Source organism: Flavobacterium flavipigmentatum (assembly GCF_020911905.1).
Taxonomy (GTDB): Bacteria; Bacteroidota; Bacteroidia; order Flavobacteriales; family Flavobacteriaceae; genus Flavobacterium; species Flavobacterium flavipigmentatum.
In genome coordinates this window covers 204866-230788 of sequence record NZ_CP087133.1, presented here as the reverse complement: position 1 = coordinate 230788, position 25923 = coordinate 204866, and the positions used below count along the sequence as shown (strand labels likewise).

Below are 25923 nucleotides of genomic sequence, written 5' to 3'. Positions count from 1 at the left end.
ATATGGAAACGATAAACGATATAACACAGGATTTCGGCACTCTATACCACCCAAAATCCGCTTTGGTATTTTATGAAACCAAAGGACGTACGACCGATGTATATGTGGAGTATTTTGATATGGATAAAAACGGAAGTCCCATAAACTCCCATCCTTTGACCGTGAGAGAAGCAAACGTATTGGTAAAGGCACTCCGAACTGAAGAAGACAAGGACAAAGCCTTTTTAAAACCTAGCGGAATTTTGCCGACAAACATTTTACACCTTAATCCGAGTACAGAAAAAGGTACGGTAATATGGTACACCAAAGCACAGCAAAGGCAGTTGTTTTTTGTGGACAGTCTGCAAATACCCAACGGCAATGCTTATGTACCGCCAATGGTCTGGAAAGCGAGCAAAAATAGCCTTACCGTTTATGCCCTTGCGAGTGACAGAAGACCTACAGAGAAAACACCTTTATATTTCACTCCTTTTTTTAATATTTATGAAGATGGCAAAGTATGTATGGGTACTGTTAGTATTGATACTAAAAATTCGGCTTCGGTAGAGAAATTTGTGTGTGCTTGGGAAAACTATTTTTTCAACAGCTATTTCAGTCACTTATTGGGCAGAAACAGCCCGATAAAAGGCAATTGTGTAAACCTTTGGAAAGACCTCGTCAATACAGACAAACCCTTTCCAAAAGAAGTTTTAAAAAAGAATAACAAAACACTTAAAAATCTATTGTGATGAATACAGATAAAACCAAAGTGCATTTTACGGATAACTACCTGCTTAATCCGACAAATCCAATTACCGTAAACGTAATTGGTGCAGGTGGCACCGGCTCAAAACTGATTACCGCCTTGCTTGAAATTAATCATAGTTTAATTGAATTAGGACACGCAGGGTTATTTGTACGTCTTTGGGATGATGATGTTCTAACCAATGCCAATTTAGGCAGACAGCGTTTTGCGGAATGTGAAACAGGATTGCATAAATCGGTTGCTATTATCAACCGTGTAAATCGCTGGGCGGGTACAAACTGGAAAGCCGAAGCAAGAAAATTTGAAAAGGACTGTTTGGGCAGAATACCCCAAGAAGCACAGGCAACCATTTACATTACCTGTGTGGATAAGGTACAGGCGAGGTTTGGGGTTGCTGAGATACTAAAAGAATTAAGCAACCGCAGATACCACAGGGATGCACCTAAATATTGGCTGGATTTTGGCAACAGCCAATATACAGGACAGGTAATACTATCCACTATCGGAGAGATAAAGCAACCCAATTCTGAAAAGTATGAAACGGTGGCAAGTCTGCCATTTGTTACCGATGAATATGGCGATTTGTTGAAGCAGTCCGAGCAAGACGACGACACACCAAGTTGCTCCCTTGCCGAAGCATTGGAAAAACAGGATTTGTACATTAATTCGTCATTGGTACAAATGGGATGCTCTTTATTATGGAGCTTATTTCGCAACGGAATGACACCGTACAGAGGCTTTTTTCATAATCTGAAAGATTTTACGACTCATCCCATAAAAGTCGCCTGATCGCAAAATCGGGTGGCAAAAAGACAGATCCTTCCGATGGTCGGAACTGTCTTTTTGCGTTAAATCGGTACAATCACTTTGCCAAAATGTATCGTTCCATAAATTCCTCTCTTTACATTTTATCAAACAGATTGCTGTATTTTTTCATGGGATATTCAGTATCCCATCTTTCGCATCTGCCAATGACTTCTTTTCTTTTCACACAGCGACTAAAGAAAAGAAGCAAAAGGACGTTGCTTTTTTACGTCTGGTTTTTGATTTAGCATTTTCTAAATGATATTTTTAATTTATTAAATTTGTTGCTATTTCGTCTTCATAAAACCACACTTAAAAGCTCATCAATGATAGAAACGTCGATTGCTATATCTGTAAACCGAAAATCAGATATTGAATTAATACAACAAAAAATTATTGAAAGAAGCTTGCAGTTTCCTGTTTATATCTGTGAATACGAAAACAGTTATCAAATAAACTTTACCAGTGATTATGAAGAATGGGAATTGGATACTACAATACTAAATTGTTTCCCAGATTACGAATATACTACAGACCTTGAAAGAGGTCGCAAAGAAATCAGAATTCAAATTTCAAGATACCAATCAGAACTTTGTACTGATGGCTGGGGAAGACGACTTGAAAATCCTTTAGATGAAACCAAATATCTTATTAAAAAATCCGTTAATAAACCTGAAAATTTCAATCCTAAAATCAAGGTTTTATTTGAAGATAGAGAACAATATTATTATGTGAATATTGTGGATGTTATAAACAAAGTAACTAATGAAAAGGGATTTCTATTATTAGATGATTTCAAAACTGATAATGAAGATGATACAGCTGAAATATTAAAAAATAAACTTTATAAATCCTCTTTAGAAGCTTTTCATTCAGGATATAATAAATTGTCTGAATTGGTAGATAGCGATTTTAGATTGCACCTTGAGTATAAAAAGAAAAAAATTAGAGAAATTGAAAAATTGCCAAGAAAAATTATCAGGGATTTTATAAAGGCTTGTAATAGTTTTGAGGAGGTTGCTATGTTTAAAAACCTTGATAAAGAACTTGTTTATGAAAAGCGATTAAATTGGAGAACTATTTTACAAACGGATGGAATAGCTGAATTTAAAGAATATCTAAATTCATCAGAGCAAAGCTTATGCAGTAAAAATTTAAAAATCAGATCATCTTGGACTTTCAACTTACCGAATGTAAATATTGGTGTAAAATATTTCCCTATTTTAGCCGATATACAGAAACAACCTTTTCAAAAATATGGACAAATTAACTTCACTTTGGAAAACAACATGATTATCTGCATTATTGACGAAAGCTAAATACTTTAGCTTTTTGACAACTGATACAATTGCCATCTAGTTTTTTTATAAATTTACAAAAGTAAAAAGCAATATCTCTTTGTTCAAAAAAAATACTAGAAGCTATCAAAGTGTCTTACAACTAATAAAAACAAACTAACAACCCATAATGAGTAGAATTAATATACAAGGAACTATTGATAACATACGCAGTAAATCAAATATTTACACTCCTATTATTGAAGCCATTGTAAATTCTATACAGTCAATTGTGTTGAAGAAAATTGAAAATGGCAAAATTGAAATAATTCTAAACAGGGAAAAAGTACTCGAAATTGACAATTCCATACCAAGCGTAAAAACAATTGAAATACGAGATAATGGTATTGGCTTTACACAAGAAAACAGAGATAGTTTCGATACATTTTACAGTGAGTATAAAAAATCTATTGGAGGAAAAGGTTTCGGAAGGTTTATGTATGTTAAGTACTTTAACAATGTCTATGTAAACAGTGTTTTTAAAGATAACAACGCAACATTAAATTCTCGTTATTTCCGTTTTGGGAGAGAATATGAGATAATTGTTGATGAAAAAATTGAGTTTAGCAAAGCTATTGATACCTATAGCAGTGTAACACTTGAAAATATTAAATCTGGACAGAACTTTGACAAGCAAATAGAAACAATAGCTCGCAGAATTCTTGATAAAATATTAATTTATTTCATTAATGACACTTTCACTCCCCCAACTATTATTTTAAAGGAAGCAGAGGGAAACCATTCCATTGTTTTGAACGATTTTCTTACCGAAATCAATGAAATAAAACTATGGAAAAGTAAAGATTTTGTTCTCGAAGACGATAAGCAACAGAAATTTGATTTTGTTGCAAAAGTTTTCAAAATTTACTACCCTGGAAACCAAAAAAGCAAAGTTAGTTTAGCTGGTCATAATCGAGAGGTTACCGATACTCCTTTACATAAATATATTCCTGAGTTTGAAGATGAATTTTTTGAAGAAGATGAGAATAAAGTAAAAAGGAATTATATCATCAAGACTTACATTTTAGGAGATTATTTGGATAATAATGTATCGCTGGAGAGAGAAACCTTTGATTTTCCAAAAGACACAAAAGACATGTACTTCCCATTCGGACAAGCAGATTTGGAAAGGAAAGCAAGCGAAATATCGAAAGAAGCATTTGGAGAAGATGTTCAGGTACGTGTTCAGAAAAAAAGTGAACAGATTAGAAATTATGTCAATGAATTAGCTCCTTGGCATAAACCATATCTGAATGAATTAGATATGTCTTCAATTCCTTATCATTTAAAAGATGAAAATATAGAACTTGCTTTGCAAGAGGTTAAATTTAGAAAAGAACAAAAAACCAGAGCTGAACTTAAAATTCTTTTAGCAGATCCTGAAGTTTCTCATAACGGACAAATGGCTGAAGCTATCTCGAAAATTTCAGAAATAGGAAAAAGTGATTTAGCTCATTATGTTTTTAATAGAAAAATTGTTTTAGATGCATTCCGCCAATTATTAAAGCGAAAAGAAGACGGAAAAGGAGAATTGGAAAAAGATATTCATAATCTGATTTTTCCAATGGGTAAAACTTCTGAAAATTGCGATTATCAAGAACACAATTTATGGTTGCTAGATGAGCGATTGATTTTTTCAGAATATGTAGCATCAGACAAAAAAATATCAACAAAAAAAGATGCTTTAGGAGAACCTGATCTGGTTGTTTTTGATAAAAAGCAATCTTTCAGAAGCGGAGATAATAATTATAGTAATCCACTTACCATTTTTGAGTTTAAACGCCCCAAAAGAGATGCTTATAAAACTGATGATGACCCAATCATGCAAATTGGAAAATATGTAAAAGATATTCGTGCTGGAAAATACGAAATGCCTGAAGGACTTGAGAAAATTAAAGTCAACGACTTTACTCCAGTTTATGCTTACGTTATTTGTGATTTGACCTCTAAAATAAGAGAGTTTGCTGAGGAACTACATTCTTTAACCAAAAGCCCCGATGACGAAGGTTATTTTGGCTTTTTAAGAGGTTACAATATGTATATTGAGGTTATAAGTTTCAAAAAAATGATGGATGATGCAACCCTTAGAAATAAAATTTTCTTCAAAAAACTACATCTGGAATAACAGTTTCAAGAAGGTAAACTTATATTTTAATCAGCCATTGTAAACTTTCTCGAAGACTTTTTTAAAATCGTCAGCACTACTACCAACCAGCAAATAACTAGAAAAGCCAAAATACAACAAGCCGTAACCGACTTTCTCATCATCAATATCACTATGAGCAATAAGTTTTATTGTTGGGTATTGAGTCCTCAATTCTTGAAGCTGTGCCAATATAATCGTATCATAAAAATCAAGGTCAATAATACACACTTTGGGAAGCTCTTTTAATGGTGATAATCGAGATAGTCCTTCATCAATGCTTTCCGATCGAAAAAATACTTCAGTTCCTGAAGCAATGAGGTCATTGCAGATAAGATCCAAAATTGGGCTTTTATCATTGATAAAGGCGATAGTAATTTTTTGTTGTGTTGTACCAGTTTTCATATCATCATACTTTTTTGAAGTTGATCTAGTCCTGCACAAAAAATAAGGCGCAGACAACTACACTTACCGCACATTGAGGTACTGGTATACCCGACAACGAATAAGCGAGCGCCCACGCCTATGGCATGAGCGTTCTTTCTTATTGTCCCGTTGTCTAAAAATTACCAGTTTTCAATGTGGGACTTAAAGTAAAAACACTTTAAGATTTCTATATTTTACATAGCAAATATACTAAAGTCGTTCCGATAGAAATAGAGTCTGTGCAAAAATATTTACAAGCATTGCCTGTCGTTAGTCACATAGTTCTGTTCCAAGAGAGTCAGGATATCACTTTCCTTGTAGATGATTTTTCCACCTATCTGTATAAACGGCAATATATTGTCATCACGATATTGCTGTAAAGTACGTTTGCTGATATGTAACAGCTTGCACAAATCTTCGCCAGATAGATAGATCTCACCGTTCATTATAGGCCGGTAGTTTTTCAATATTTCTTCAATACGGTATCTCAACTGCTTTAACATTTCCTGATGGGTTATAATCTCTATCGTATCATTCGTCAGTAAGTCCATTTTCGTTAGCTTTATACGGTTGACCAACTTTAAGTAAAGCCTGCACATCCGATAATTTATAATAGTTCTTTCGGTTCAAACTGGAAAAAGACAACAAGCCTTTATCTTTATAAGTCTGTAAAGTCCGTTTGGTTATGTTCATTATCAAACAGACTTCTTGGTTGTCAAGCCATTTCTCCTGTTTAAAAATTGTAGAATATTTTTGTGTAGCACTTTCTGTCATTTCCAAAAGTTCCTTCAGCTCGTTTTCCAATCCATCGAAAGTGGATTTCTGTATTGCGATTACTTCCATAATTTACTCATTTTTTCTGTGGAAGTCAAATTTATCAATGCTTTTCAAGAGGCTGAATAATACTGTAGCTATTGGCATTGAAAGGTACTGTTTGGCTGTTTACTAACCTTAAAAACAAAAATCGGATAACCTTTTTGGCTATCCGATTTGTAGTAAATGTTATTGAAATAATGAGTATCAGAGTTTGATATATTATTCAGCTTTTATCTCCTGTTTTTCTGTATCTTTTTTCTCACGGGAATAAACCCATAAAGACAATAGACCGAAGATAATCAATGCATAAGCTATCCATTTACCAGCCCGTTCAATAAATTTAATGGCAACTGACTTTTCATAAGAAGAAAAGCCTTCCGCTCCCATAGGGCTTCGCCTATAAAACTTTCGGCGGTTAATCCAGTAACGAAGTCCTAAGCCTAAAACCAAAAATATTATCCCTATAACTAATGATGCAACCATAATAAAACTACTTTCGTTCAGCATTTAAATTTACAACAAAAAGAAGCCCTGCTACATAAAAACAGGACTTCTTTTTTTAATCACTACTGTTAAACTGAAAGGTTAACTGCTTTTCATTCCCGAGGTTATCCGAAATCCATACGTCAAAGGATTGGGAAACGGCGGACTGTGAAGTATAATACAACCTGAACTGCTCCGTTGGCAACGAATACAGATCGTTCGGCAGATAAGGCGGTTCATCATAATATCTAAGCGCTCCCTGTCCGCCAAATTGAAAGTAACGGATAAAGTATTGCGTGTTGCTGTAATTACCGCTTCGCTGTATTGTTATCCTTATTTCTACTGTTTGTCCATTGGCGACATCTTTAGGTACAGGCATTATTTTTACATCAAAAGGAAAATCGTTCTGTATCTCAAGTTCATCGTCTTTGCTACAAGATACCAAAGAAACCGAAGCTGTAAGGATTGCCAGCAATACATACATCGGCAGTAATCCTATTTTGAATTTATTGAATATTGCTATCATTGTTTTCACTTTAAAAATTAAACCTTAATCCTACACCTGCAGATGGACGGAATTGCTTAAAGTTCGTACCCCAAAGAACTTTTGTACGTCCTTGCAGGACTAATACAAAACGGTCTGATAGGTACGTTTCAAATGTGAGTCGTCCGCCGGTTCCATAAATGAAATTGTCTTCACTTAATATTTTCGCTCCGTCATACAGCATTGCTTCGCCACGGTTAATGCTTTCATAACCTACTAAGCCAGTTATTGCGGTATTCAACGTAATGTTCTTACGGACGTCGCCCAGTAAAAAAAAGCTGTAACCACCTTCTGCAATGTAGGTTTCCTGTGGAATGCGCAGGTCTTTGTAGTTGTGATATTGGTACGTATATTCTAACGCCCAAATCTGGTAGTTGCCGTTTTTTCCGTTTACAGTCAAACCGATGTTGAGATAATAATCATTACCGATTTTATCATCAGATAATACTCCTGCACTTACTTCCAATCCTTTCTGTTTTGGCAACATTCGTTGTGCTTGGCTGGTAGTGATCCCTATCAGAATAAGCATCACGATATAGATATACTTTTTCATATTATATTTCTGTTTTGAATGATTATTAAAATTTCAGATGCATATCATTAATCAGTCGGGCTCTTATCAAATCTGAATTTTCTATCTGAAGCATTTGGTGTCTGCCACCATTCTTCTCGAAAATCTCAATCTGTAATACCTTATCATCCGTAATGGTAAACTGTTCCAGCAGGAACACATTCTGTTCGACTGTTTTTCCGTCAATTATATCCAGCGGCTTGTAAATACGAAGTGGAGTGATTGATCTTTGCTGCACTACGGTACGCTTGACCAACTTTTTGTCCACTACTTTGAAATTCATAAAATCTATCTGAAAAGGAACGTTGGTGCGATTAACAAGTTCTGTATGAAAATAGTATTGTCCCTTATGGATGTAAATGCCTTTGAGGATAAACTGTATGCCGAAACTTTTAGCACCGATATGATTAATAATACGCTTGTTCTTTTTGTAGATGGTTTCCAGTAACAGGCCTGCCAGAGATGGCGGATTGTTTCCCAGTTCTTCAAAAAGGACATCGTTCCCATTGGATTTATCGATGGCTTTTTGCATCGCCTGCAGGTCATAGCTTAACGTCTCAGGACAGGGATTGTAATGTACATTGAAGCTGTAAAATCGTCCATCATTGGTAATTACTGAAAAATTGGTTTCGGGTTCAAACTCCTTTACCGATGCTTTAATTCGCAGTACATTTTCTGCATCATCAGCCTTTCCTGCAATCAGGTATTCGCTTCCAAGATCCACATAACGGATAGCGGTCGGGAAAATCAGATGGGAAGTCTTGTCATACGTCACTTCCATTTGATAGGGCTCTATACTGCCTGAAGCAAGTGGCGATTTTTCATTATCCTGTGCCTTGACAGACACAACAGACATAATCATTAGGGTAAAAGCCCAAAAGCTTTTAAATTGTTTTTTCATTGTTAAATTGATTTTAAGATTACTATTATTTTTTAGAGACCAGGAACAACTGATACCCTGCTTTCAGGGTGACTTTGGGTGTTCTTACTTTTTTGGCGAAGTAACCCGAGATTCCTTGAACGACTCCTTTGCTCATCTCTGCCGCTATTTGCTGTCCTGCCGATTGAGTCAGAATCAAGCTTGTTCCTGATTGCTGGCTCATATTGCCTGCCATTTCGGTAAGGGCATTCATTTCAGGAGAATACGGTACGTTTAAACCCTGCTGTCCATCGAGGTCATAAATGGTAATATCCACCGGAATGATATTGCCCTCCACTTCAATAGAAGTAACTTTCAGCTGTAAACGACCTCCCTGAAATTTGCTGGCTGCCGTTAACAGGGTTCCCTTGTCAAGGATATGGTCGGGTGTTTTAGCGGGCTCCAATAAACGCAATTGTACCATACTTTCTCCAATGATGATCTGTGTTTCCTGTATGCAGGCTTTGATGCTGTTCCTGGGCAGTATCACTTGAGGCACAGAACCTGCTGTATGAAAGCTAGTTTTTTTGGTTTCGCTCCAATCAGCCAAAAAAGTACTGTCGCTGGGTTCACGATACAAGGTTGATACAACACTTTTCCTTACTGGTGTAAATGAGGTAAAATAGGCTGTCTTTGTAGCCACAGGAGTAACAGTACTGGTACTGTTACTAGATGGAGCCTGATTGGTATTGGTTCCTGATGGAAGATACTTGGCAGCCATCTGATAGGATTTTTCCATAAGTGCCAATTGGTCATTTGCTGTTATGCCGGCAGGGACTTCCTTTTCAGCCAACTGTTCTTTGAGTTCGTCCAATTGTTTGCGGAGCTCCTTTGTTTGGTTGTTATCGTCCTGATAGAAAGAACCCAATGTACTTTGTGCATTGCGATAGCTGTTTAGGACAGGATTGCCAGATTTCCTAGAACTACTGCCAGTTCCATTCCCTGAATCTTCTTCATCAGTGCCAGTCAGAGTTGCTTCATCCGATGAACCGTCTTCATTCCAATAGTCAGAGAGTGTGGTAAGAGCACTACGTTTTTTTTGTTCTTCCTGTTCCAGCATCTCTTGTTCATAGGCTTTTTGTTTGTCTTCCTGCATTCCGGCATCACTAGCCTGAGGAACAGAATCGTTGAGTCCAAGTCCAATGTTTTCGATTCCTTTTTTATCAGGAGATGGTTTAAATATCAGGTACATACAGCCTAAAAACACAATACCCATTAAAACGAATATCAGCGGTTTTTTAAACCGTTCCTTCTTGCTTTTTCCATCATCAGGAAGATTGGATGTTTTGTTTTGGTCACCTTCTCCAACAAGAAGACTGACCTTTTTTTCATTTTCCTTCATAAATCTTATTTTTTAAAATTGTTATTAAAGAGTCCTGTAGTGCTGTTGGACTTTCTTTCTTTTTTAAACCAGGGTTTTTGATAGGTTCAATTACTATGTCATTATCGGATCTTGCTATATCAAATCCAACTTTAAAAATCACCCCTATGGTCAGCAGCAGATAGCCTGCAAAAAAATACAGGGTATATTGATGCTGTTTCGCTATTGTCAAAGCCCGCCAGCGCTGGTCTTGTTTATCAAACCATTCGCTTATGTTTGTTCTTACCTTTTTCATACAGCATTTTTTAGCGTTCGATGACTTCAATATCCTTATTCTCCATTACGGCGAACTTCTCCATATTAAAGCCCTGCGGGTTATTGTCTGAGCGAACTGAATTGACCAGAAAACAGGATGTAACCAAATTCCGTTTTGTTTCGTTACTCGAACGAATGATGAACTCTTTGGCGTAGGTGCGTACCGCATAGGGATAGGTATCAAAGTTGCAGGACACACTGTCTATTTCGATACGCTGCTGTACATTTCCCGATATGATGCGGTTGTAATAGCCTTTTTCCGAAAGGTCTTTGTAATAATCAAAGGCACTTTTATCTGCAAGATTGAATGCCCGTTTCATGTTGCTTTCGATGGCATTCTTGTCGGGAGCGAGTGTAAAGAAGAGTTCGTGAAACCGTCTTACGTGTTCTCGTGCTTCCACTGGGCGGTTGATGGAGGCATCCTGTGCGAGTGCCAGCATCAAGGATTTGCCATTGTCCAGCACATAGATTTTCTGACGTTGCTGTTCTGCAAAGCGGTAGGAATGCCATACGGCATATCCTGTAACTCCTGTGCAAAGCACCGCAAATACAAGTGCGTACAGCCTAATCTGCCTGAAACTGTTTTCTATATTTCTTAGCGTTTTAAATTCCATTTTTTTAAGGATTAATTATTTTACTTGTTCATTAGCTGACCACCAATATTTCCGACTGTTGAACCAGCCCCGGCTCCTGCAAGGTTTCCGGCTTTCATCGCTGTTTGGTTGACATTACGGGTAAAGTTGCCTGCACCGCCAGCCTGAATAATCCAGCCTGTTACCGTTGGGATAGTAAAGTATCCGATAATGCCGATAATCATAAAAATGATATACACAGTGTTACTGGTATCGGGGATATAGGCAGGATCGGTCAGCATTGTTATATCTTTTTCCAATATGAGCGATTGTATTCTTGCCAGCATAGAACTGAACAGATCTGAAACAGGAAGCCAGAGGTAAACACTTACATATCTGGTAATCCATTGCGTGAGTGTGGACTGAAAACCATCCCATACAGAAATAGCAAAGGCTATCGGACCTAGTATGGACAGGACTATCAGGAAAAAGGTTCGGATGGTATCAATAACCAATGCTGCTGCCTGAAAAAGGATTTCCAGCAAATTGCGAAACCAATCCTTTATGGCTTTTTCTATCTTGTAGGCTTGCCTGTCCATATACATTCCCGCCATAGTTCCGATGTCGGACGGTGATAAACCCAATTCATCCAGCTTTTTATCAAACTCTTCGTCTGATGCCATATAGGCGGTTTCGGGATTTCTTACCATTGCTTCATATTCCAACTGGTCTTTCTGCTGTTGTAGTTTGTTAAGGTCAAGCACTTGGTCTTCGAGGATAGAATGAGTTCCTGTTACCACCGGACTTAATACTGCATTGATGGTTCCCAGCACCATAGTCGGAAAAAACATAATGCAAAGCCCTAGAGCAAACGGACGTAAAAGTGGGTACATATCTATCGGTTCAGCACGGCTTAAAGCCTGCCAAACCTTAGTGGCGACATAGAACAAAGCTCCCAAACCCGCCAGACCTTTGGCCACTGCCGCCATATCACCAGCAAGCGGCATCACATCATCATACAGCGAACGCAGGACTTCGTGAAGATTATTCCATTCCATAACTTACCAGTATTTTTGGTTAGAAGTCCCATAGAGGTCAAGCACTCTCTTGGAATCGTTTTTTCTTTTCGCTCTTAGATAGCTAACCGATATATTCTTATTGGTATAATAGCGTACAAGACTGTGATAGTCTTTTACCTCTTTATATACACGGTCAATAATATCCATACGCTCTTTGTCGTTCAGTGAAAGGCTGGAAGAGGATACTATCTGCTTCAATTCTTTCAGCAGTTCGGTACTCTCATTGAGCAATGCTGCATATCCATTGCCAATAGCCGTCAATTCCTGTGGTGTGAAATTGGGATCGTTCAACATCTTACCAAAATTGGTAACGTACATTTCGGACACATTGCCCACCAGCAAAACAGTCTGCTGTACTTTGCGGGCATCTTTCACAAGGTTATTGACAGCTTGTAATTTGTCGTAGTATTCTTTTCCCTGTTTGTACACTTTTTCCACTTCCTTGAAATTTTTAATCACATTGGATACCGTGGAGGAAGTCTGTACAATTTCATTGGCACTGTTGAGAATACCCGATGCCAGATTGGTAGGGTCGGTTACTACCCATTGGGCTTTTGCGGACGATGCTGCGGCAAGCATTAGTGCCGTACACACCAGATACATGATCTTTTTCATTTTTTTCTGATTTTTAAATTATTAATGATTATTGATTTATTTTATCACGTCGCCTCATGGCGATGTGCTTGATGGCGAGTTCTACATTGCCGTCGAGTTCTGCAGCAAGCTGCATCACTTCCATTTTTTCGGTTTCTTCGGTGGTGTATGCGAGATATTCCTCGCTGGAAACTTCTGTAGCATACACTGCCGAGTGCGTACCGCCCAAGCCTATCCATACTTCCTTGTACAGTCGTGAGGTATCGTTGTTCATGTTGATGGAAAGAACCTGTGCCTTTTCCTTGTCAGTAAGTCCTAACATTGCCTGTATATCATCAAACTTGTTCATATACTTGCGCTGGTCTAAGAGGATTTTACAGTCGGAATTGTTGATGATGCTTTCCTTTACAATGGGCGACTGTATGATGTCATCTACTTCTTGCGTGACCACGATGGCTTCTCCAAAAAACTTCCTCACGGTTTTAAACAAATATTTAATGTATTCTGCCATTCCCTCTTTGGCAATTGCTTTCCATGCTTCTTCAATCAGGATAAGTTTACGAATCCCTTTAAGTCTTCGCATCTTGTTGATGAACACTTCCATAATGATGATGGTCACAATTGGGAAAAGGATTTTGTGGTCTTTGATGGCATCAATCTCAAACACGATAAAACGTTTGGATAACAGGTCTAACTGCTTATCAGAGTTGAGTAAGTAGTCATATTCGCCTCCCTTGTAATAGGGTTCGAGTACGTTCAGGAAATTGGCAATATCAAAGTCTTTTTCCCGTACCTGTTTTTGCTCCAGTACCTTGCGGTAATCTCCTTTTACATATTCGTAAAAACTATTAAATGAGGGATACACATCATCCGTTTTGATACGCTCGATATAACCACTTACGGCATTGGAAAGTGCGACTTCTTCCGAGCGGGTTGGCGGTTCATCATCACGTTTCCAAAGGGTCAGAATCAAAGTTTTGACACTTTCTCTCTTTTCAATGTCAAACACGCCATCATCTGTATAGAATGGGTTAAAGGCAATCGGGTTATCTTCAGTGTAAGTAAAATACACTCCGTCTTCCCCTTTGGTCTTGCCTTTAATGAGTTCGCACAATCCCTGATAGGAATTCCCTGTATCTACGAGCAGCACATGTGCACCCTGCTCATAATACTGCCTTACCATGTGGTTGGTAAAGAAGGATTTACCGCTTCCCGAAGGTCCCAATATAAACTTGTTCCGGTTCGTGATGATACCACGCTTCATAGGCAGGTCTGAAATATCCAGATGGATGGGTTTGCCTGTGAGCCTGTCCGCCATCTTGATCCCAAACGGGGATGGGGAATTGTGATAGTTGGTTTCTTCGGTGAAGAAACACAAGGAAGGTTCAATAAAGGTATAAAAGCTTTCTTCACTTGGAAAATCAGCTGCATTGCCAGGCATTCCCGCCCAATACAGCGTAGCTGTATCGGTGGTATTATGTCTCGGTTTGCATTCCATAAGTGCCAAAGCACTACCGCAATCGTTCTTCAACTGTTTCAATTCTGCAGGGTCATCCGACCAAGCCATAATGTTGAAGTGCGCACGGATAGAAGATAGCCCAAAACTGTGGGCTTCGTTCAGGTAACGTTCAATCCATTCTTTGTTGATCTGGTTTGCCCGACTGTAACGAGCCAGCGAGTGCATATTTCTTGCGGACTTCTCAAACTTTTGGAGGTTGGCTTCACTGTTATCCAAGAATAAATACTGGTTGTAGATATGATTGCAGCTTAACAATAATCCTACAGGAGCAGCAAAAGATAAACGACAGTCGCTTCGGTCAGTAGATAGTTTTTCGTAACGGGTATCGGCAGATACCGTTCCAGGCAGGTCGTCTGTATCGGACAATGTATGCAGGCATAACCTTTTGTTACCGATACGCACACCTTCGTCTCCCAATGCGATGTCCTGCATTGGTGTACCAGGTTCTCTTGACAATGTTAGGTATTGTTCTAATAAGCCCTGCGTCCCGTCAGTACCAATTATATCCTCTTCACTCAGGCGCTGTAGTTTGACAAATCCACAGTCGTTGATAATACGCTCAAACTGGGCAACTGCTTCCATAAAGCGATGAATCGCTTCTTTATCTCGGATTTCCTTAGGGATAAGCGAACCTTTGCATAGCGAAGAGAAATTACTCTGCATCCGCATTCTTTCCTTGGAGGTTTTGGTCAAGAATAGATAACAGTAATGGTTCAGGAACGGACGCTCGTTAAAATGGCGTTGATAAGACTTTGCCAAAAAGCTCTGGTCTTCTTTTGCCAAATCAGGTGCATAGCTTTCTTTAATGTACCAATCCTGTTTGTGAACAACTGTAAAATCCGGCAGGGTCTTGATGGCTTTATGCCAAGCGGAATGTATGGCTTCGTATTCGGCTGAAGCTATCGTGAACAGTTCCGGTAAATGAACCTGAAAGCAGGCGGTAATGTCCGCATCCTTTGACAGAATACAATTGTTCTCTACTGCAAGTAGTGGAAACTTGCTTTCGAGTGTTGTGATTTTTGCTGCATTTCTCATACGATACTGGATTTAGGTGTAAACTTCAGGTAGCGGTAGACAGATTTGCGACAGATGATGTGTTGAGGATGTCTTTTTCGTGCTCCAACTTTCATAAGTCCGTGTTCTCCGTACTTCTTGTTTAAGGAGAAGGTCTGCCATACAATCAGCGAAGCTCCTCCTGCTCCTAGAAACAAGCAGATATAGGAATTGACGCCAGCCATGTAAAGAATCATTACCAGAATAAGGGTTACGAGTAATCCACCAGCGAAGATGAACAGGTATTGCGCTTTCAGCCCCTTAAACTCCACGGTTCTTCCAATACCTTTGTTGATGTTGTAATTCATAAGGTAAAAGATTAAAGGAAGAATGAACGCAGAACAGTTGCCGCAACGATCAAGAAGATACACGCACCGAACCACGATGCCGCAGTCTTACTTGTATCAGGGTCGCCGGAACTGAATTTGTTGTACACTTTAACCCCTCCGATTAACCCGACCACCGCACCGATGGCGTAAATCAATTGGGTTGCGGGGTCAAAATAAGAGGTTACCATTTGTGTAGCCTCGTTGATACCTGCCGTACCGTTTCCTTGTGCGAACGCACCGTAGCCTGCCAGCATTGCCATTGTTACTAATAGAACTTTTTTTCTTTGTTTTTCCATGATTGAAACACATTAAATTGTTACTGTTTTCCCGCACCATGCGGGTTTTAGGGACAAAGATGTTTCGGAAATCAGGGCGCTATAACAAAGTGGCAGTGAGAGGAATTGTTTGGCTGTGAGTGGCAGTCAAAAAGAAGAAATGTAGTATATTAGTACTTTTTAAAGTTCAATTTTATAAACCTTTTTTAATGTATATATCTAAAGTTAGCCTCATCAATTACAGAAATTTTGCAAATGCAAATTTCCATTTTAAGAAAGGAATTAATACCATTATAGGCGAGAATGGATCTGGAAAAACAAATGTTTTTAAAGCTATAAGATTGCTATTGGAAGATGCTTCTTTGCAGTATGCTTACAAGCTTACTGAAGGAGATTTTAATAGAACTTTGGATAAGAATAAATGGAAAGGTCATTGGATTATAATCAGTATTGAGTTTGATGAACTTAACGATGAAGAAGCTATTCAATCCTTGTTTATTCACGGAGCTGGAATTGCAGAAGAAGATTATGTAAAAAAAGCTACCTACAACCTTTTCTTTCGTCCTAAAGCGGATATAAGACAAAAACTATCTGAATTAGCCGAAGGAGATACTGCTGGATTGCAAACCTTACTTGATGATATTACTATTCAGGATAACTACGAAACTTTTTTTACAGGAAAAAGCATCGCTGATTTTAATAATCCAGCAGTATATAAAGAGTTGGTGGGTGATTTTGAAAATGTTATTTTCCCTCCCACAATAGATACCTCAAAATTTGGATCTAAAATTCCACATCAAATGTCCGTTGCTAAAGAAATTTCTTTTACATTCATTCAAGCCTTGCGAGATGTTGTAAGTGATTTTCATAATAATAGAACTAATCCATTATTTACACTTTTGAAAAATAAAAGTGGTGAAATTAAAGAAGCGGATTATAAGCCAATTAGTGATTTGGTAAAGGATTTAAATGAAAGCATTGAAGCACTTCCCGATGTACAAAATATTAGGGATGATATTAAATCTACAATTCAAGATGCTGTTGGACTTACTTATTCTCCGTCATCTTTGTCTATTAAATCCAGTGTTCCAAACGAAGCAGAAAAATTGCTTCAATCTTTAAAGCTATTTATTGGCGAACCTGGAGAAGAATATGAAGGTGGTATTCACGAATTGAGTTTAGGTGGAGCAAATCTAATTTTCTTAACCCTAAAGCTGTTAGAGTTTAAATATCAAAAGTCCAAAGATACTTTTGCTAATTTTTTAATTATTGAAGAACCCGAAGCCCATATTCACAATCATATTCAAAAGGCTTTATTTGATAAGCTGGATTATGGAGATACGCAGATTATATACTCAACACATTCTACACAAATATCAGAAGTAAGCAATGTTGAGAACATTAATATTTTGGCTAAAAAATTAAATTATGCTGAAGTATATCAGCCTTCTACGGGATTAGCACCTGAAAACATAAATCAGATACAACGCTATTTGGATGCTGTGAGAACCAATTTGCTTTTTGCTAAAGGGATAATTTTAGTAGAAGGAGATGCTGAAGAAATTCTAATTCCTATAATGGTTAAAAAAGTTTTTGGAGTAAGTCTGGATGAACTTGGCATTAGTCTGATAAATATTAGAAGTACCGGTTTTGAAAACGTAGCTCAACTTTTTCATAATGACCGAATACAAAGAAAGTGTGCTATACTGACAGATTTAGATGATGCTATCTGTGACACTACAGAAATTGTGGGTGATAGTGATTCTTTGAAAAAATATAAAAAGAAAGTTGCCGGTTCCAAACAAAAAGGTTTAGCTAGAAAGGTAAAATTAGATGCATTTGAAGCTGGTAATGTTTGGATTAAAGCTTTTTATGCAAAACATACTTTTGAAGTAGATTTTATTACTGAAGGAAATGGATGGGAAGTTAAAAAAATAATTAAACAAGTTTATGTAGATCAAGATACACGTGATACTGCAAAAGCAGATATTGAAGATGCTGATATTTCTATCTATGGTAAACGTGTTCTCACGATGGCAAAACAAGAAGGAAAAGGTTGGTTTGCTATAATGTTAGGAAAGCATATTTCGTACAAGACTATACTTCCCAGTTATATAATTGATGCCATTTTTTTTGCTAAAGAAACGTCCCCAAATATCATTGCAGATATAATTGATTATCGAATTAAGAAAAATTTCGAGGATAATAATGCATTAGATTTTACAAGTTGCAGAGCGGAAATATTAAAATATCGAAAAGGAGAAATTGAATTGAAAGACTTAACTTTTGATTTCGACCTTGTCATCCCTGACGATCAAGTTTTAACCCTAATTGATAAACTGAAATAGTTATGTTTGTTTGGGAAAAAGATAGTATCAATAAAGAACAGGAAGATGCAATTATTGAAAACAACAGCGTACTTCTTATTGCTTGTCCCGGTAGTGGTAAAACAAGGACTTTGACATTTAAAATTGCTTATGAGTTAAGCAGATTGAAGTCAGACAAGGAGTTCGTGATTGCTATAACCTATACCAATAGAGCCTCTGATGAAATCAAGGAACGAGTTGAATTATTAGGTGTTGATACAACGCAATTATGGATAGGTACTATCCATTCCTTTTGTATGGAATGGATTTTAAAGCCATATCATTTGTATTCTGAAAGATTGAAGAACGGCTTTAAGGTTATCAATTCTTTTGATAGTGAAATGATATTGACCGAATTATGCAAACCCTATAAAGGAGAAAAAATAACCTATTATGATTGTGGTATCCTTGCCAAAACAGATAATTTCTATTTGACTTGCCTAGACACAAAAAAACATAATTCGTTACAAAAAATTCTTGGGGAATATTTTGCAATCCTTGAAAAAAATCAACAAATCGACTTTGAGCAAATTTTATTCTATGCTTACGAAATACTTAAATCAAAACCAGTAATAGCTAATATTCTATCCAAACTATTTCCGTTTATTTTAATTGACGAGTACCAAGATACCAAAGAAATACAGTATCACATTATATCTAAAATATTAAGCGTAAACAAAGGCACTTCAAAAACATTGATTGTAGGCGACCCAAACCAATCTATTTACGACTCGCTGGGAGGCTACCCAATGCCTAAAGATGAATTAGAAAAATTATTAGGATTTGAACTGACCCCATTAAGCTTAGATAAAAACTATAGGTCATCGTCGACTATTATTAACTATTTTGATTATTATAAAACTTTCGAAACTCCAATTGTTGCATTCGGTAATGGAAAAGATTACCCAAGTACAATTACATTCAATTCAGTTGTCTCAGTAGATGATTTAATTGAAGAATTAGCTCAGTTAATTTTGTACAATGTAGAAACAGCCGGAATTAACCCAAACGAAATATGCATCACTGCTCCACAATGGGTACATATCGCAAGCATTACAAGAAAACTTATCATCAGACTTCCTGATTTTAGTTTTGACGGACCAGGAATGGCTCCTTTTTCTCGGGATATTGATAATTTTTGGTTCAAGGTTTCAAGAGTTGCATTGACGGAACCTTCTCCATTTATGTATGTAAGAAGGTTAAGGTGGAGTAAAGAAATATTAAATGAATTGGATAGTGCAGGAGTTGATGTTTCAAATGTAAGTAGTAAAAAATTTTTAAGAATTTGTAATTCTTTTGAGATAAACGAGACAGATGGTTTAACTTATTTAAAAATTTTCTTTAATCAGATTTGTGAAAAGTTAAAAATTGTACTGCCCAATTTTCCCTTGTTAGATGAACATTTCAATTCATTTTTTGCAAGTTCTGAAAATAGAATTCAGAGACTGATTGATGAAGGAAATCCATATATTGGGGATATTGAAAATTTCAGAAAAGTATTCAGACAGCGAGATGGAATTACTGTTTCAACAATACACGGAACTAAAGGTGAAGAATACGATGCAGTTATTGGCTTTGGCTTATTGGACGGTTATGTTCCTCATTTTAATGATAATAATGGTATTGAAAATTCAAAGAAACTCTTGTATGTTTTAGCTTCAAGAGCAAGAAAGAATTTACATCTTATTTCTGAAAAATATAGAAATGTTCACTGGTACCACGCACCTGAAGGAAAACCACCAACCTCACATTTGCTTGAATATGCTTATGATTATTCTTTCCAAAAATTTGAGGATATGGATTGATCCAATAAAAATTAAATTACTATGCCATTAAAATTAAATGTACCCTATAGCGATAAAGATGTTGCGAAATTAAAAGGCGCTTTTTGGGATTTGGAACAAAAAACGTGGTTTATTCCTGACCATAAGGATATTAATGATTTCCAACAATGGATAGACAAATCAAAAGTATCGGTTATTATAAAATCGCCCGTATCAATTGCTTTAAATAGTAGTGATTGTTATAAATGTGCAAACAAAACTGCTGTCATCTCCATAGCTTCAAATAATTTTTATCATTTGGGTGCAGACGAAAATGAGGATGAAAAATGGTTTCGGGCGGATGGGTTGTCTTTCTTTAGTATGCCGGTATTTATTGAAAATGAACTTGCAGACAAAATCAATAGATTATTTCCAAATTATAAAATTGCGTATTCTAAAACGGCGGAAAGTAGTTATTGGGCAAACCATTGTGATCATTGTGGTGCCTTACAAGGCGATTTTTTTCTGCATTCAGAACCTGGTGGTGCTTTCTTTCCTTTAGAAATAGAAGAATATGAACAATTAACTTTCATTACTTTTCCGTCAAAATTTGATGTAGGAATAGATGCTAATTATTCTTGGTTGAGCAATGCTGATGACATTCCTAACTATGCTAAATCAATAACTCTTGAAGAGTTTTTAGACCAAAGAGAATAAAAAGGAAGTTTGTATGAGCTGACTCCCAAATATCAAAATCACTAGATTCACTTTTCTGTAAATATGGAAGATAGCTTGGTAATGTAAATCAAACTGTGTCAAAGGATAATCATTTATATTCAATTATCTAAAAACGAATATCAAGAATGAAAAGACCTTTACAAAAGACAAGATTGTCATGTGTTTTTACAGTTTTTTTTCACAGTCGCAGCGATACTCCCTTATATAAATTACTTCAAATTACTTATTAATCTTCTGAAATTCAAATTAATAATTTTCTGAACTTCGTAAATAGTGATATCCCAAATTTTTGATAAATACTCAATTACTTCTTCAACTTCACCAGGTAATAAAGGCTCATTACCTTTATTAATAAAAGGTCCGTCAGTTTCTGTCAATACATTTTCCTTTGGTATTTTAGATATTATTTTTTGACCAGATATAGACTTTACCATCGCAGGATTGATAGAGAAATAATAACCTGCATCTGATATATTGCTAATTAAATTAAGCCCTCCTGAATACCAATGAAAAATTGCATTTTGAATTTTATATTTTATTAGTAATTCTAAAACTTCCTTTTCTGCCTTTCTCGAATGTATACTAAGTATTTTCTTTTTATCAAAAACCAACTTTAAAATTCGATTAAATGAAACTAGTTGGATCTCTTTTGTTTCAATACCCACTTTAGAAAAGTCTAATCCAATTTCACCTATATATGAAGTTTTAGAAAGACATAATTCAAATTTTGAAAATTCATTTTCATGAAGAGCAGCATAGAGAGGGTGCATCCCTAGTGCTATTCTTATATGTTTTTTAGATTGAAAAAATGGAAACCCCATCTCAAAGTGACTAGGTAAATTTGTCATCGAAAAAATGGTAATACCTTTATTTTCGCATACATCTAATATGACTTTAGGATTTTTATATAAGTCTATATGACAATGAGTATCTAACATTTATAAACCAGATTTTGTTTTTATCAATGAATTACCATTTTTGCTAATCCATCTAGATAATTCAATTCTTGTTCGCGATACTACATCAACATATTTATTCAATTTATTAATATTCTTTATCCCGTTAACTATTAATTCTATTTTAATATCATTTTGGGTAATATTTTTTTTGAGAAAATCTAGACATATACCTACATCCTGTGATTTTTTTGTATTAAAAGGAATTAGAGAATTAATAGTATTTCCATAGTTAGTAGAGTCTTTTTGGTTAATTAATGATGCTTGTCTGTAAATACAGGGCATACAAACACCACAATGACTTGCAGTCAAATTTTGCCAGTGAGCTCTATGTCCTCTTTTTCCACATGAATTTGAAAATCCAATTATCTGTTTTAAAAATTTTAAGTCTTTACAATTATCTACCATTTCACCTTTTGTCATAAATTCATAAGGGTTAGAAATGTTACTTATAATATTTAGTTTCTTTAAAACCAAATTGGTTTTGTCTAATACAAATGAATGGGTGGTTCTAGTACTACAAGAAGTTCGCCTTGAAGGACTCAAAGGATAATTTAGAGATACCGAACCATTTTCAGGTACAATAATTTCATTAACTTCTTTGCCTTGGGAAACTAAAAGAGCAATACCAATAAATAAAATTGAACGGCTTCTGAAGGTCGTTTCTCGTTTTGTGGTTGTCTGAGATAAAGTTACTTTAATAGAAGGCACATGTTCAAAGAGGCCTGTATATTTATCTTTTAATTTTTCTAACAAAACATTTTGGTCACTTAAAGGACCTTTCATTTGAGGGTCATAGTGCGATGCTAAAAGGATTTTATCTTTAGGGTGTGTGCTTAAAAAATCAACTGCTCCTATCAAAGAATCTAAGCCTCCAGAAAAAAGATTTAATTGCTTATATTTTTCATCAAAATCCAGCGATAATGGAAACTCCGGATTTGTAAAATCAGATTTATAAAAATCAATATTCCAATAATCCCCTGTCAAAAAAGAAAAAAGTTCTTCCAAATCATTCTTGACATTATTCCAAACCTTAATTTCTGAAACAGGAAATGATATATTTAGCTCTCTTGACCAACCATCAACTGAATGTTGTTTTCGATTTACAAACCGATCAATCCCATAAACTGAGCACGTTATAAAGAAGAAATCTCTAATTTCTGAATTCACAGAAATGGCAAATGGCAATAATGTTTTATAATCAACACTAACAGTAGAAGAGTCTCCTTTATCTTCTGTAAGTTTTATATTTAGAATTCCACTTTTCAAATCATACTTAGGAATTTCAACATTAATTTTTTTCATTGCAGATGATTTTAATTATGGAATCAAATATTTTCTCAATTTCTTTTTTCCCTTCAGCTTTATTCCAATCTATTTTTGATACAGCTCTTTGTGTATTTAAAACTTTTACACGACCTAATATGTCATCTTTTATAATTTTAAAAGTTTCTTTGCTGACTTCCTCTCCTTTTTGCTGTTGTATTTTTTCTTCAAAACGTTGTGATAAATGTTCGAAAATGTAAAGTCCCCAAAATTTGCATAACGTGTCCGCTAACCCTTGACCATCAACTAATTCCTTTATTAAATCCTGGTATTTTTTAACATCGTTATCCGATTGAGCTGCAATTTCTTTCATGATTTCACATGAAGCTTTATTAGCTGCAGTCTCATCCATTCCTTGGTTGGAGTCTGAACAATAAATTAATAAATAGTCAATTACATCATTAAACGATTTACCTTGAAGCGAACCAAAACCAATTTCGGTTAAGGCTTTATCAAGACCATTGTTTGCTACACTTGTAAAAAATCCAGTAAGTTTGCCCGCAGATTTTAATCCCGCCTTACCGATAGAAGACGATTTACCAGATGCTATAGCTTTGCGACCACCACCTGTTTTTACCAGATTTTTAAATACCGATCTAACATGTTCAGTTCTCCTATCTAATATTTTTTTATACTGTTTAGAGTTATCACTGACTACGGTTTTTTTGCTATCATCCTTTTCATCCTCGTTTTTATCCTTTTCATTATCTTTAACTCCTTCATCATCAAGTTTTTTTTCCTGTTCTAAAGTTTTAGCTATTTGAGTAATTGAATTTGATAAATCCCCCCAATTGGGTTGATTAGTTACTCCTGGATTAATTCTTTGTGTAGTACCCATTATTTATCATTATTTATTGCTTTATAAATCTGACTTTCCTTTGTGAAAATCTTATATAATGTTTTAATCTCAGGATTTCTTGATTCGACTAGCTTATAGTCATTGTGTAAATTAAACGGAATCTTATTATTATCAACCTTTTTGATAGTTCTTTTGTAAGCTTCAATAATGTTAGGACAATTTCCAGCAATCAACTCAATAAAGGCTTGATGTATTTCTGTTTTTTCAGGTGCTTTGGTAAGTTCTTTTTCGAGTAACGATATCAGTGTCTCATAATCTCCTTCACTTAATTTGTCCTTAATTTCATTAGTAACAGTTCTTGTTAAAGCAGTACCAGAAACTGGTTCAATTAGTTTTTTGATTAATGACCTAATATGTGGTGATATTAATGAGCTGCCACTAATCGAGGTTGTTAATTGATCTCTGGTTATCCAATAGTAATCACGTAAATCTACATTTGTTAGTTTCGGTTCTGAATTTAACCATCTTAAAACTTTATCCGTACCCCATGCAGAAGTATATTTATCTTTAATTTCTTTTACTTTATTCTCACTTACTAAAAGTTCTAAATCAATAATTTCTGCTGGTTCTCCTTTTTGAGATGACTGCCATTCATAAATTTGCCTAAATAAACTTTGTGATGAATATTCGAGTACCATTAACTTAGCTAAAATATCCATTTTAAAATCTGATATTTTAGCAACTCTGACAAGCCTATCCCTTAATGAATAGGTGTTTAAAAATCTTTTAATTTGTCGAGGATTTCCCTTTAAGCCTTCAGTTATAATAGGTGCTAAGGAAGCTATAATTGATACACTCTTTGTCAGTTTATCCTTTTCATTAGATTCTAAAATTGATTCCATATCTCCTAAACCAAATACGCCGTATCTATTATTCTCTCTTGATAAATAAAAAGCATCTAAGACTTTATTGAAATCGCTACCAAGCTCTTTTTGACAGAACAATAATGATAAATAGGTTTCCACTTCATTATCAGTTAATTTAGGCAGATAGTAAGGAACCTGTATTAATTTCTCTAAATAATCACTAACAATCCTCTCATTTCGGCTTTCTATATCGGGAGAGTTTTCAATACCATCTGTTTTGTAACGTAGCTCTATTGCATGTCTTACAATTCTTGGGTCAGCTCCAATAACGAAAGCAGTCTTATCAACATTTAAAAAGAGTTTAATAGCTTCTAGGTTTTCTATTAATCTATCAGGAGTACAACGGTCTAAATCATCAATAATCACAACAAGCTTTTCTATCTTGGATTTATCAAGCATTTTTTTGAAATCGTCTCTGAACTCACGAACCATGGTAATTTCATCATCTTCATTTTTTTTGATGATACTGCTCAAAAAATTTTCTGCTTCATCGCCTTTTAACTTATTAGCTAATTCTGTAGGCTCTATTTTTGAAAACTCATTTAATAAATATGGTATTAATGAAACTCCTCCTGTAAGATATGCTGTTGCAGCAGGGACCGCAATTTTTTTAAAACCTAAACCCATTAAACGCATCCATTTAACAGACTTTAAAAGTTTTATGGTTTCATCCTTAACTTTTGAGCCTAATTTTTTATGTTTCGCAAATTTTTCAATAATTGATTCTAATAAAGCAGCTTTTGCATCATCATAACCTTCGAAAACCCAACCATTAAAATACAAAACTAGAGTACCGTCATTAAAACCATCTTCACCATCTCCGATTAGTTCCTTTTCTACTATTTTTAGTATGCTAGATTTTCCACTTCCCCAATCTCCGAAAACGCCAATCGTTACAGGTAGTACATCATTATCATTGATTACATCTACAATTAAATCTGCATGAACTTTAAAACCGAGTAAATCATCAGAGGTTTCATTATCTGCCCACATATATTAAAGAATATTAGTTGTTAAAAAATAATTCTAATCGCTTTTAGTTTTGAAACAAATTCGGTCAACTTAACAGAAAAACAATTAAAATTTTATGGAATAGTAAATGTATGAATTTTAACTCTTTTTCATATTATTTTGATTTAGGATAATTTAAGTAAGTTTTTTTGGGATTTTAGCAAATAAACTAAGCATATCTAAAAACTTATTT

The 25923-nt window shown here is 35.6% G+C and carries 26 protein-coding genes; 7 read left to right on the top strand and 19 right to left on the bottom strand.

Annotated elements, in window-relative coordinates; genetic code table 11:
- Window positions 1–2 precede the first annotated feature (2 nt).
- From LNP22_RS01140 to LNP22_RS01125, 4 genes are all read left to right on the top strand, one after another.
- Entirely contained in the window at window positions 3–728 is a 726-nt protein-coding gene (locus LNP22_RS01140) for a PRTRC system protein B (protein ID WP_229974940.1), read from the top strand.
- A complete protein-coding gene (locus LNP22_RS01135; RefSeq protein ID WP_229974939.1) occupies window positions 728–1534 on the top strand; it encodes a PRTRC system ThiF family protein in 807 nt (268 codons plus the stop codon). The genes LNP22_RS01140 and LNP22_RS01135 overlap by 1 nt, the downstream gene beginning before the upstream one ends.
- A gap of 341 nt (window positions 1535–1875) precedes the next feature.
- Window positions 1876–2868: a hypothetical protein gene (locus tag LNP22_RS01130; protein WP_229974938.1), complete on the top strand. Its 993-nt coding sequence runs from the start codon at window positions 1876–1878 to the stop codon at window positions 2866–2868.
- Between the two features lie 148 nt (window positions 2869–3016).
- Window positions 3017–5011: an ATP-binding protein gene (locus tag LNP22_RS01125; RefSeq protein ID WP_319616429.1), complete on the top strand. Its 1995-nt coding sequence runs from the start codon at window positions 3017–3019 to the stop codon at window positions 5009–5011.
- A 30-nt stretch (window positions 5012–5041) separates the two neighbouring features.
- Here LNP22_RS01125 and LNP22_RS01120 read toward each other — a convergent pair whose 3' ends face one another.
- The 15 genes from LNP22_RS01120 to LNP22_RS01050 form a co-directional block, all read right to left on the bottom strand.
- On the bottom strand, window positions 5042–5434 hold the full coding sequence (locus tag LNP22_RS01120) for a DNA-binding response regulator (RefSeq protein WP_229974937.1): 393 nt from the start codon (window positions 5432–5434) through the stop codon (window positions 5042–5044).
- Window positions 5435–5706: 272 nt separating this feature from the next.
- The gene (locus LNP22_RS01115; protein WP_487320580.1) at window positions 5707–5901 is read right to left on the bottom strand and encodes a helix-turn-helix domain-containing protein; all 195 of its coding nucleotides are present in this window, start codon (window positions 5899–5901) and stop codon (window positions 5707–5709) included.
- 85 nt (window positions 5902–5986) lie between these two features.
- Window positions 5987–6298, bottom strand: coding sequence for a helix-turn-helix domain-containing protein (locus tag LNP22_RS01110; protein WP_229974935.1), 312 nt, complete (start codon window positions 6296–6298; stop codon window positions 5987–5989).
- A 192-nt stretch (window positions 6299–6490) separates the two neighbouring features.
- Complete coding sequence (locus tag LNP22_RS01105) at window positions 6491–6754, bottom strand: molybdenum ABC transporter permease (protein ID WP_229974934.1); 264 nt, start codon at window positions 6752–6754, stop codon at window positions 6491–6493.
- A gap of 76 nt (window positions 6755–6830) precedes the next feature.
- Window positions 6831–7280 (bottom strand): DUF3872 domain-containing protein, encoded by a 450-nt coding sequence (locus LNP22_RS01100; RefSeq protein ID WP_229974933.1) that lies wholly within the window; start codon window positions 7278–7280, stop codon window positions 6831–6833.
- Between the two features lie 10 nt (window positions 7281–7290).
- Complete coding sequence (locus LNP22_RS01095; RefSeq protein WP_319616430.1) at window positions 7291–7851, bottom strand: conjugal transfer protein TraO; 561 nt, start codon at window positions 7849–7851, stop codon at window positions 7291–7293.
- 25 nt (window positions 7852–7876) lie between these two features.
- Window positions 7877–8770: a conjugative transposon protein TraN gene (traN, locus tag LNP22_RS01090; protein WP_229974931.1), complete on the bottom strand. Its 894-nt coding sequence runs from the start codon at window positions 8768–8770 to the stop codon at window positions 7877–7879.
- A gap of 25 nt (window positions 8771–8795) precedes the next feature.
- On the bottom strand, window positions 8796–10130 hold the full coding sequence (traM, locus tag LNP22_RS01085; protein ID WP_229974930.1) for a conjugative transposon protein TraM: 1335 nt from the start codon (window positions 10128–10130) through the stop codon (window positions 8796–8798).
- Complete coding sequence (locus tag LNP22_RS01080; RefSeq protein ID WP_229974929.1) at window positions 10117–10404, bottom strand: nitrogen regulatory IIA protein; 288 nt, start codon at window positions 10402–10404, stop codon at window positions 10117–10119. The genes traM and LNP22_RS01080 overlap by 14 nt, the downstream gene beginning before the upstream one ends.
- 10 nt (window positions 10405–10414) lie before the next feature.
- Window positions 10415–11038 (bottom strand): conjugative transposon protein TraK, encoded by a 624-nt coding sequence (traK, locus tag LNP22_RS01075; protein ID WP_229974928.1) that lies wholly within the window; start codon window positions 11036–11038, stop codon window positions 10415–10417.
- Window positions 11039–11058: 20 nt separating this feature from the next.
- The gene (gene traJ, locus LNP22_RS01070; RefSeq protein WP_229974927.1) at window positions 11059–12054 is read right to left on the bottom strand and encodes a conjugative transposon protein TraJ; all 996 of its coding nucleotides are present in this window, start codon (window positions 12052–12054) and stop codon (window positions 11059–11061) included.
- A gap of 3 nt (window positions 12055–12057) precedes the next feature.
- On the bottom strand, window positions 12058–12690 hold the full coding sequence (locus LNP22_RS01065) for a DUF4141 domain-containing protein (protein ID WP_229974926.1): 633 nt from the start codon (window positions 12688–12690) through the stop codon (window positions 12058–12060).
- Between the two features lie 28 nt (window positions 12691–12718).
- A complete protein-coding gene (locus tag LNP22_RS01060; RefSeq protein ID WP_229974925.1) occupies window positions 12719–15223 on the bottom strand; it encodes a TraG family conjugative transposon ATPase in 2505 nt (834 codons plus the stop codon).
- Window positions 15220–15549, bottom strand: a complete 330-nt coding sequence (locus LNP22_RS01055) for a DUF4133 domain-containing protein (protein WP_229974924.1) — start codon at window positions 15547–15549, stop codon at window positions 15220–15222. The genes LNP22_RS01060 and LNP22_RS01055 overlap by 4 nt, the downstream gene beginning before the upstream one ends.
- Before the next feature lie 11 nt (window positions 15550–15560).
- Window positions 15561–15866 (bottom strand): DUF4134 domain-containing protein, encoded by a 306-nt coding sequence (locus LNP22_RS01050; protein WP_229974923.1) that lies wholly within the window; start codon window positions 15864–15866, stop codon window positions 15561–15563.
- Window positions 15867–16054: 188 nt separating this feature from the next.
- Here LNP22_RS01050 and LNP22_RS01045 point away from each other — a divergent pair, with 188 nt between their 5' ends.
- Genes LNP22_RS01045 through LNP22_RS01035 form a run of 3 tightly spaced genes read left to right on the top strand, consistent with a single transcriptional unit; the run spans window position 16055 to window position 20691 of the window.
- Complete coding sequence (locus LNP22_RS01045; RefSeq protein ID WP_229974922.1) at window positions 16055–18193, top strand: ATP-dependent nuclease; 2139 nt, start codon at window positions 16055–16057, stop codon at window positions 18191–18193.
- Window positions 18194–18195: 2 nt separating this feature from the next.
- Window positions 18196–20016, top strand: a complete 1821-nt coding sequence (locus tag LNP22_RS01040) for a UvrD-helicase domain-containing protein (RefSeq protein WP_229974921.1) — start codon at window positions 18196–18198, stop codon at window positions 20014–20016.
- Between the two features lie 21 nt (window positions 20017–20037).
- On the top strand, window positions 20038–20691 hold the full coding sequence (locus LNP22_RS01035) for a DUF5710 domain-containing protein (protein WP_229974920.1): 654 nt from the start codon (window positions 20038–20040) through the stop codon (window positions 20689–20691).
- 230 nt (window positions 20692–20921) lie between these two features.
- Here the strand turns inward: LNP22_RS01035 and qatD are convergent, their stop codons facing one another.
- Genes qatD through LNP22_RS01015 form a run of 4 tightly spaced genes read right to left on the bottom strand, consistent with a single transcriptional unit; the run spans window position 20922 to window position 25712 of the window.
- Complete coding sequence (gene qatD / locus LNP22_RS01030) at window positions 20922–21650, bottom strand: Qat anti-phage system TatD family nuclease QatD (RefSeq protein WP_229974919.1); 729 nt, start codon at window positions 21648–21650, stop codon at window positions 20922–20924.
- A complete protein-coding gene (gene qatC / locus LNP22_RS01025; RefSeq protein WP_229974918.1) occupies window positions 21651–22973 on the bottom strand; it encodes a Qat anti-phage system QueC-like protein QatC in 1323 nt (440 codons plus the stop codon).
- The gene (locus LNP22_RS01020; RefSeq protein WP_229974917.1) at window positions 22960–23832 is read right to left on the bottom strand and encodes a hypothetical protein; all 873 of its coding nucleotides are present in this window, start codon (window positions 23830–23832) and stop codon (window positions 22960–22962) included. The genes qatC and LNP22_RS01020 overlap by 14 nt, the downstream gene beginning before the upstream one ends.
- On the bottom strand, window positions 23832–25712 hold the full coding sequence (locus LNP22_RS01015; RefSeq protein WP_229974916.1) for a KAP family P-loop NTPase fold protein: 1881 nt from the start codon (window positions 25710–25712) through the stop codon (window positions 23832–23834). The genes LNP22_RS01020 and LNP22_RS01015 overlap by 1 nt, the downstream gene beginning before the upstream one ends.
- Window positions 25713–25923 lie beyond the last annotated feature (211 nt).

Bases quoted from the DNA above. Each gene is read 5' to 3' on its own strand.
- LNP22_RS01130 (WP_229974938.1), top strand. From the start codon at position 1,876: ATGATAGAAACGTCGATTGCTATATCTGTAAACCGAAAATCAGATATT.
- traN (WP_229974931.1), bottom strand. From the start codon at position 8,770: ATGAAAAAACAATTTAAAAGCTTTTGGGCTTTTACCCTAATGATTATG.
- LNP22_RS01095 (WP_319616430.1), bottom strand. From the start codon at position 7,851: ATGAAAAAGTATATCTATATCGTGATGCTTATTCTGATAGGGATCACT.
- LNP22_RS01135 (WP_229974939.1), top strand. From the start codon at position 728: ATGAATACAGATAAAACCAAAGTGCATTTTACGGATAACTACCTGCTT.
- LNP22_RS01035 (WP_229974920.1), top strand. From the start codon at position 20,038: ATGCCATTAAAATTAAATGTACCCTATAGCGATAAAGATGTTGCGAAA.
- LNP22_RS01115 (WP_487320580.1), bottom strand. From the start codon at position 5,901: ATGAACGGTGAGATCTATCTATCTGGCGAAGATTTGTGCAAGCTGTTA.
- LNP22_RS01140 (WP_229974940.1), top strand. From the start codon at position 3: ATGGAAACGATAAACGATATAACACAGGATTTCGGCACTCTATACCAC.
- LNP22_RS01050 (WP_229974923.1), bottom strand. From the start codon at position 15,866: ATGGAAAAACAAAGAAAAAAAGTTCTATTAGTAACAATGGCAATGCTG.
- traJ (WP_229974927.1), bottom strand. From the start codon at position 12,054: ATGGAATGGAATAATCTTCACGAAGTCCTGCGTTCGCTGTATGATGAT.
- LNP22_RS01125 (WP_319616429.1), top strand. From the start codon at position 3,017: ATGAGTAGAATTAATATACAAGGAACTATTGATAACATACGCAGTAAA.
- LNP22_RS01080 (WP_229974929.1), bottom strand. From the start codon at position 10,404: ATGAAAAAGGTAAGAACAAACATAAGCGAATGGTTTGATAAACAAGAC.
- traK (WP_229974928.1), bottom strand. From the start codon at position 11,038: ATGGAATTTAAAACGCTAAGAAATATAGAAAACAGTTTCAGGCAGATT.
- qatD (WP_229974919.1), bottom strand. From the start codon at position 21,650: ATGTTAGATACTCATTGTCATATAGACTTATATAAAAATCCTAAAGTC.
- LNP22_RS01040 (WP_229974921.1), top strand. From the start codon at position 18,196: ATGTTTGTTTGGGAAAAAGATAGTATCAATAAAGAACAGGAAGATGCA.
- LNP22_RS01120 (WP_229974937.1), bottom strand. From the start codon at position 5,434: ATGAAAACTGGTACAACACAACAAAAAATTACTATCGCCTTTATCAAT.
- LNP22_RS01105 (WP_229974934.1), bottom strand. From the start codon at position 6,754: ATGGTTGCATCATTAGTTATAGGGATAATATTTTTGGTTTTAGGCTTA.
- LNP22_RS01045 (WP_229974922.1), top strand. From the start codon at position 16,055: ATGTATATATCTAAAGTTAGCCTCATCAATTACAGAAATTTTGCAAAT.
- LNP22_RS01065 (WP_229974926.1), bottom strand. From the start codon at position 12,690: ATGAAAAAGATCATGTATCTGGTGTGTACGGCACTAATGCTTGCCGCA.
- LNP22_RS01020 (WP_229974917.1), bottom strand. From the start codon at position 23,832: ATGGGTACTACACAAAGAATTAATCCAGGAGTAACTAATCAACCCAAT.
- traM (WP_229974930.1), bottom strand. From the start codon at position 10,130: ATGAAGGAAAATGAAAAAAAGGTCAGTCTTCTTGTTGGAGAAGGTGAC.
- LNP22_RS01015 (WP_229974916.1), bottom strand. From the start codon at position 25,712: ATGTGGGCAGATAATGAAACCTCTGATGATTTACTCGGTTTTAAAGTT.
- LNP22_RS01100 (WP_229974933.1), bottom strand. From the start codon at position 7,280: ATGATAGCAATATTCAATAAATTCAAAATAGGATTACTGCCGATGTAT.
- qatC (WP_229974918.1), bottom strand. From the start codon at position 22,973: ATGAAAAAAATTAATGTTGAAATTCCTAAGTATGATTTGAAAAGTGGA.
- LNP22_RS01060 (WP_229974925.1), bottom strand. From the start codon at position 15,223: ATGAGAAATGCAGCAAAAATCACAACACTCGAAAGCAAGTTTCCACTA.
- LNP22_RS01110 (WP_229974935.1), bottom strand. From the start codon at position 6,298: ATGGAAGTAATCGCAATACAGAAATCCACTTTCGATGGATTGGAAAAC.
- LNP22_RS01055 (WP_229974924.1), bottom strand. From the start codon at position 15,549: ATGAATTACAACATCAACAAAGGTATTGGAAGAACCGTGGAGTTTAAG.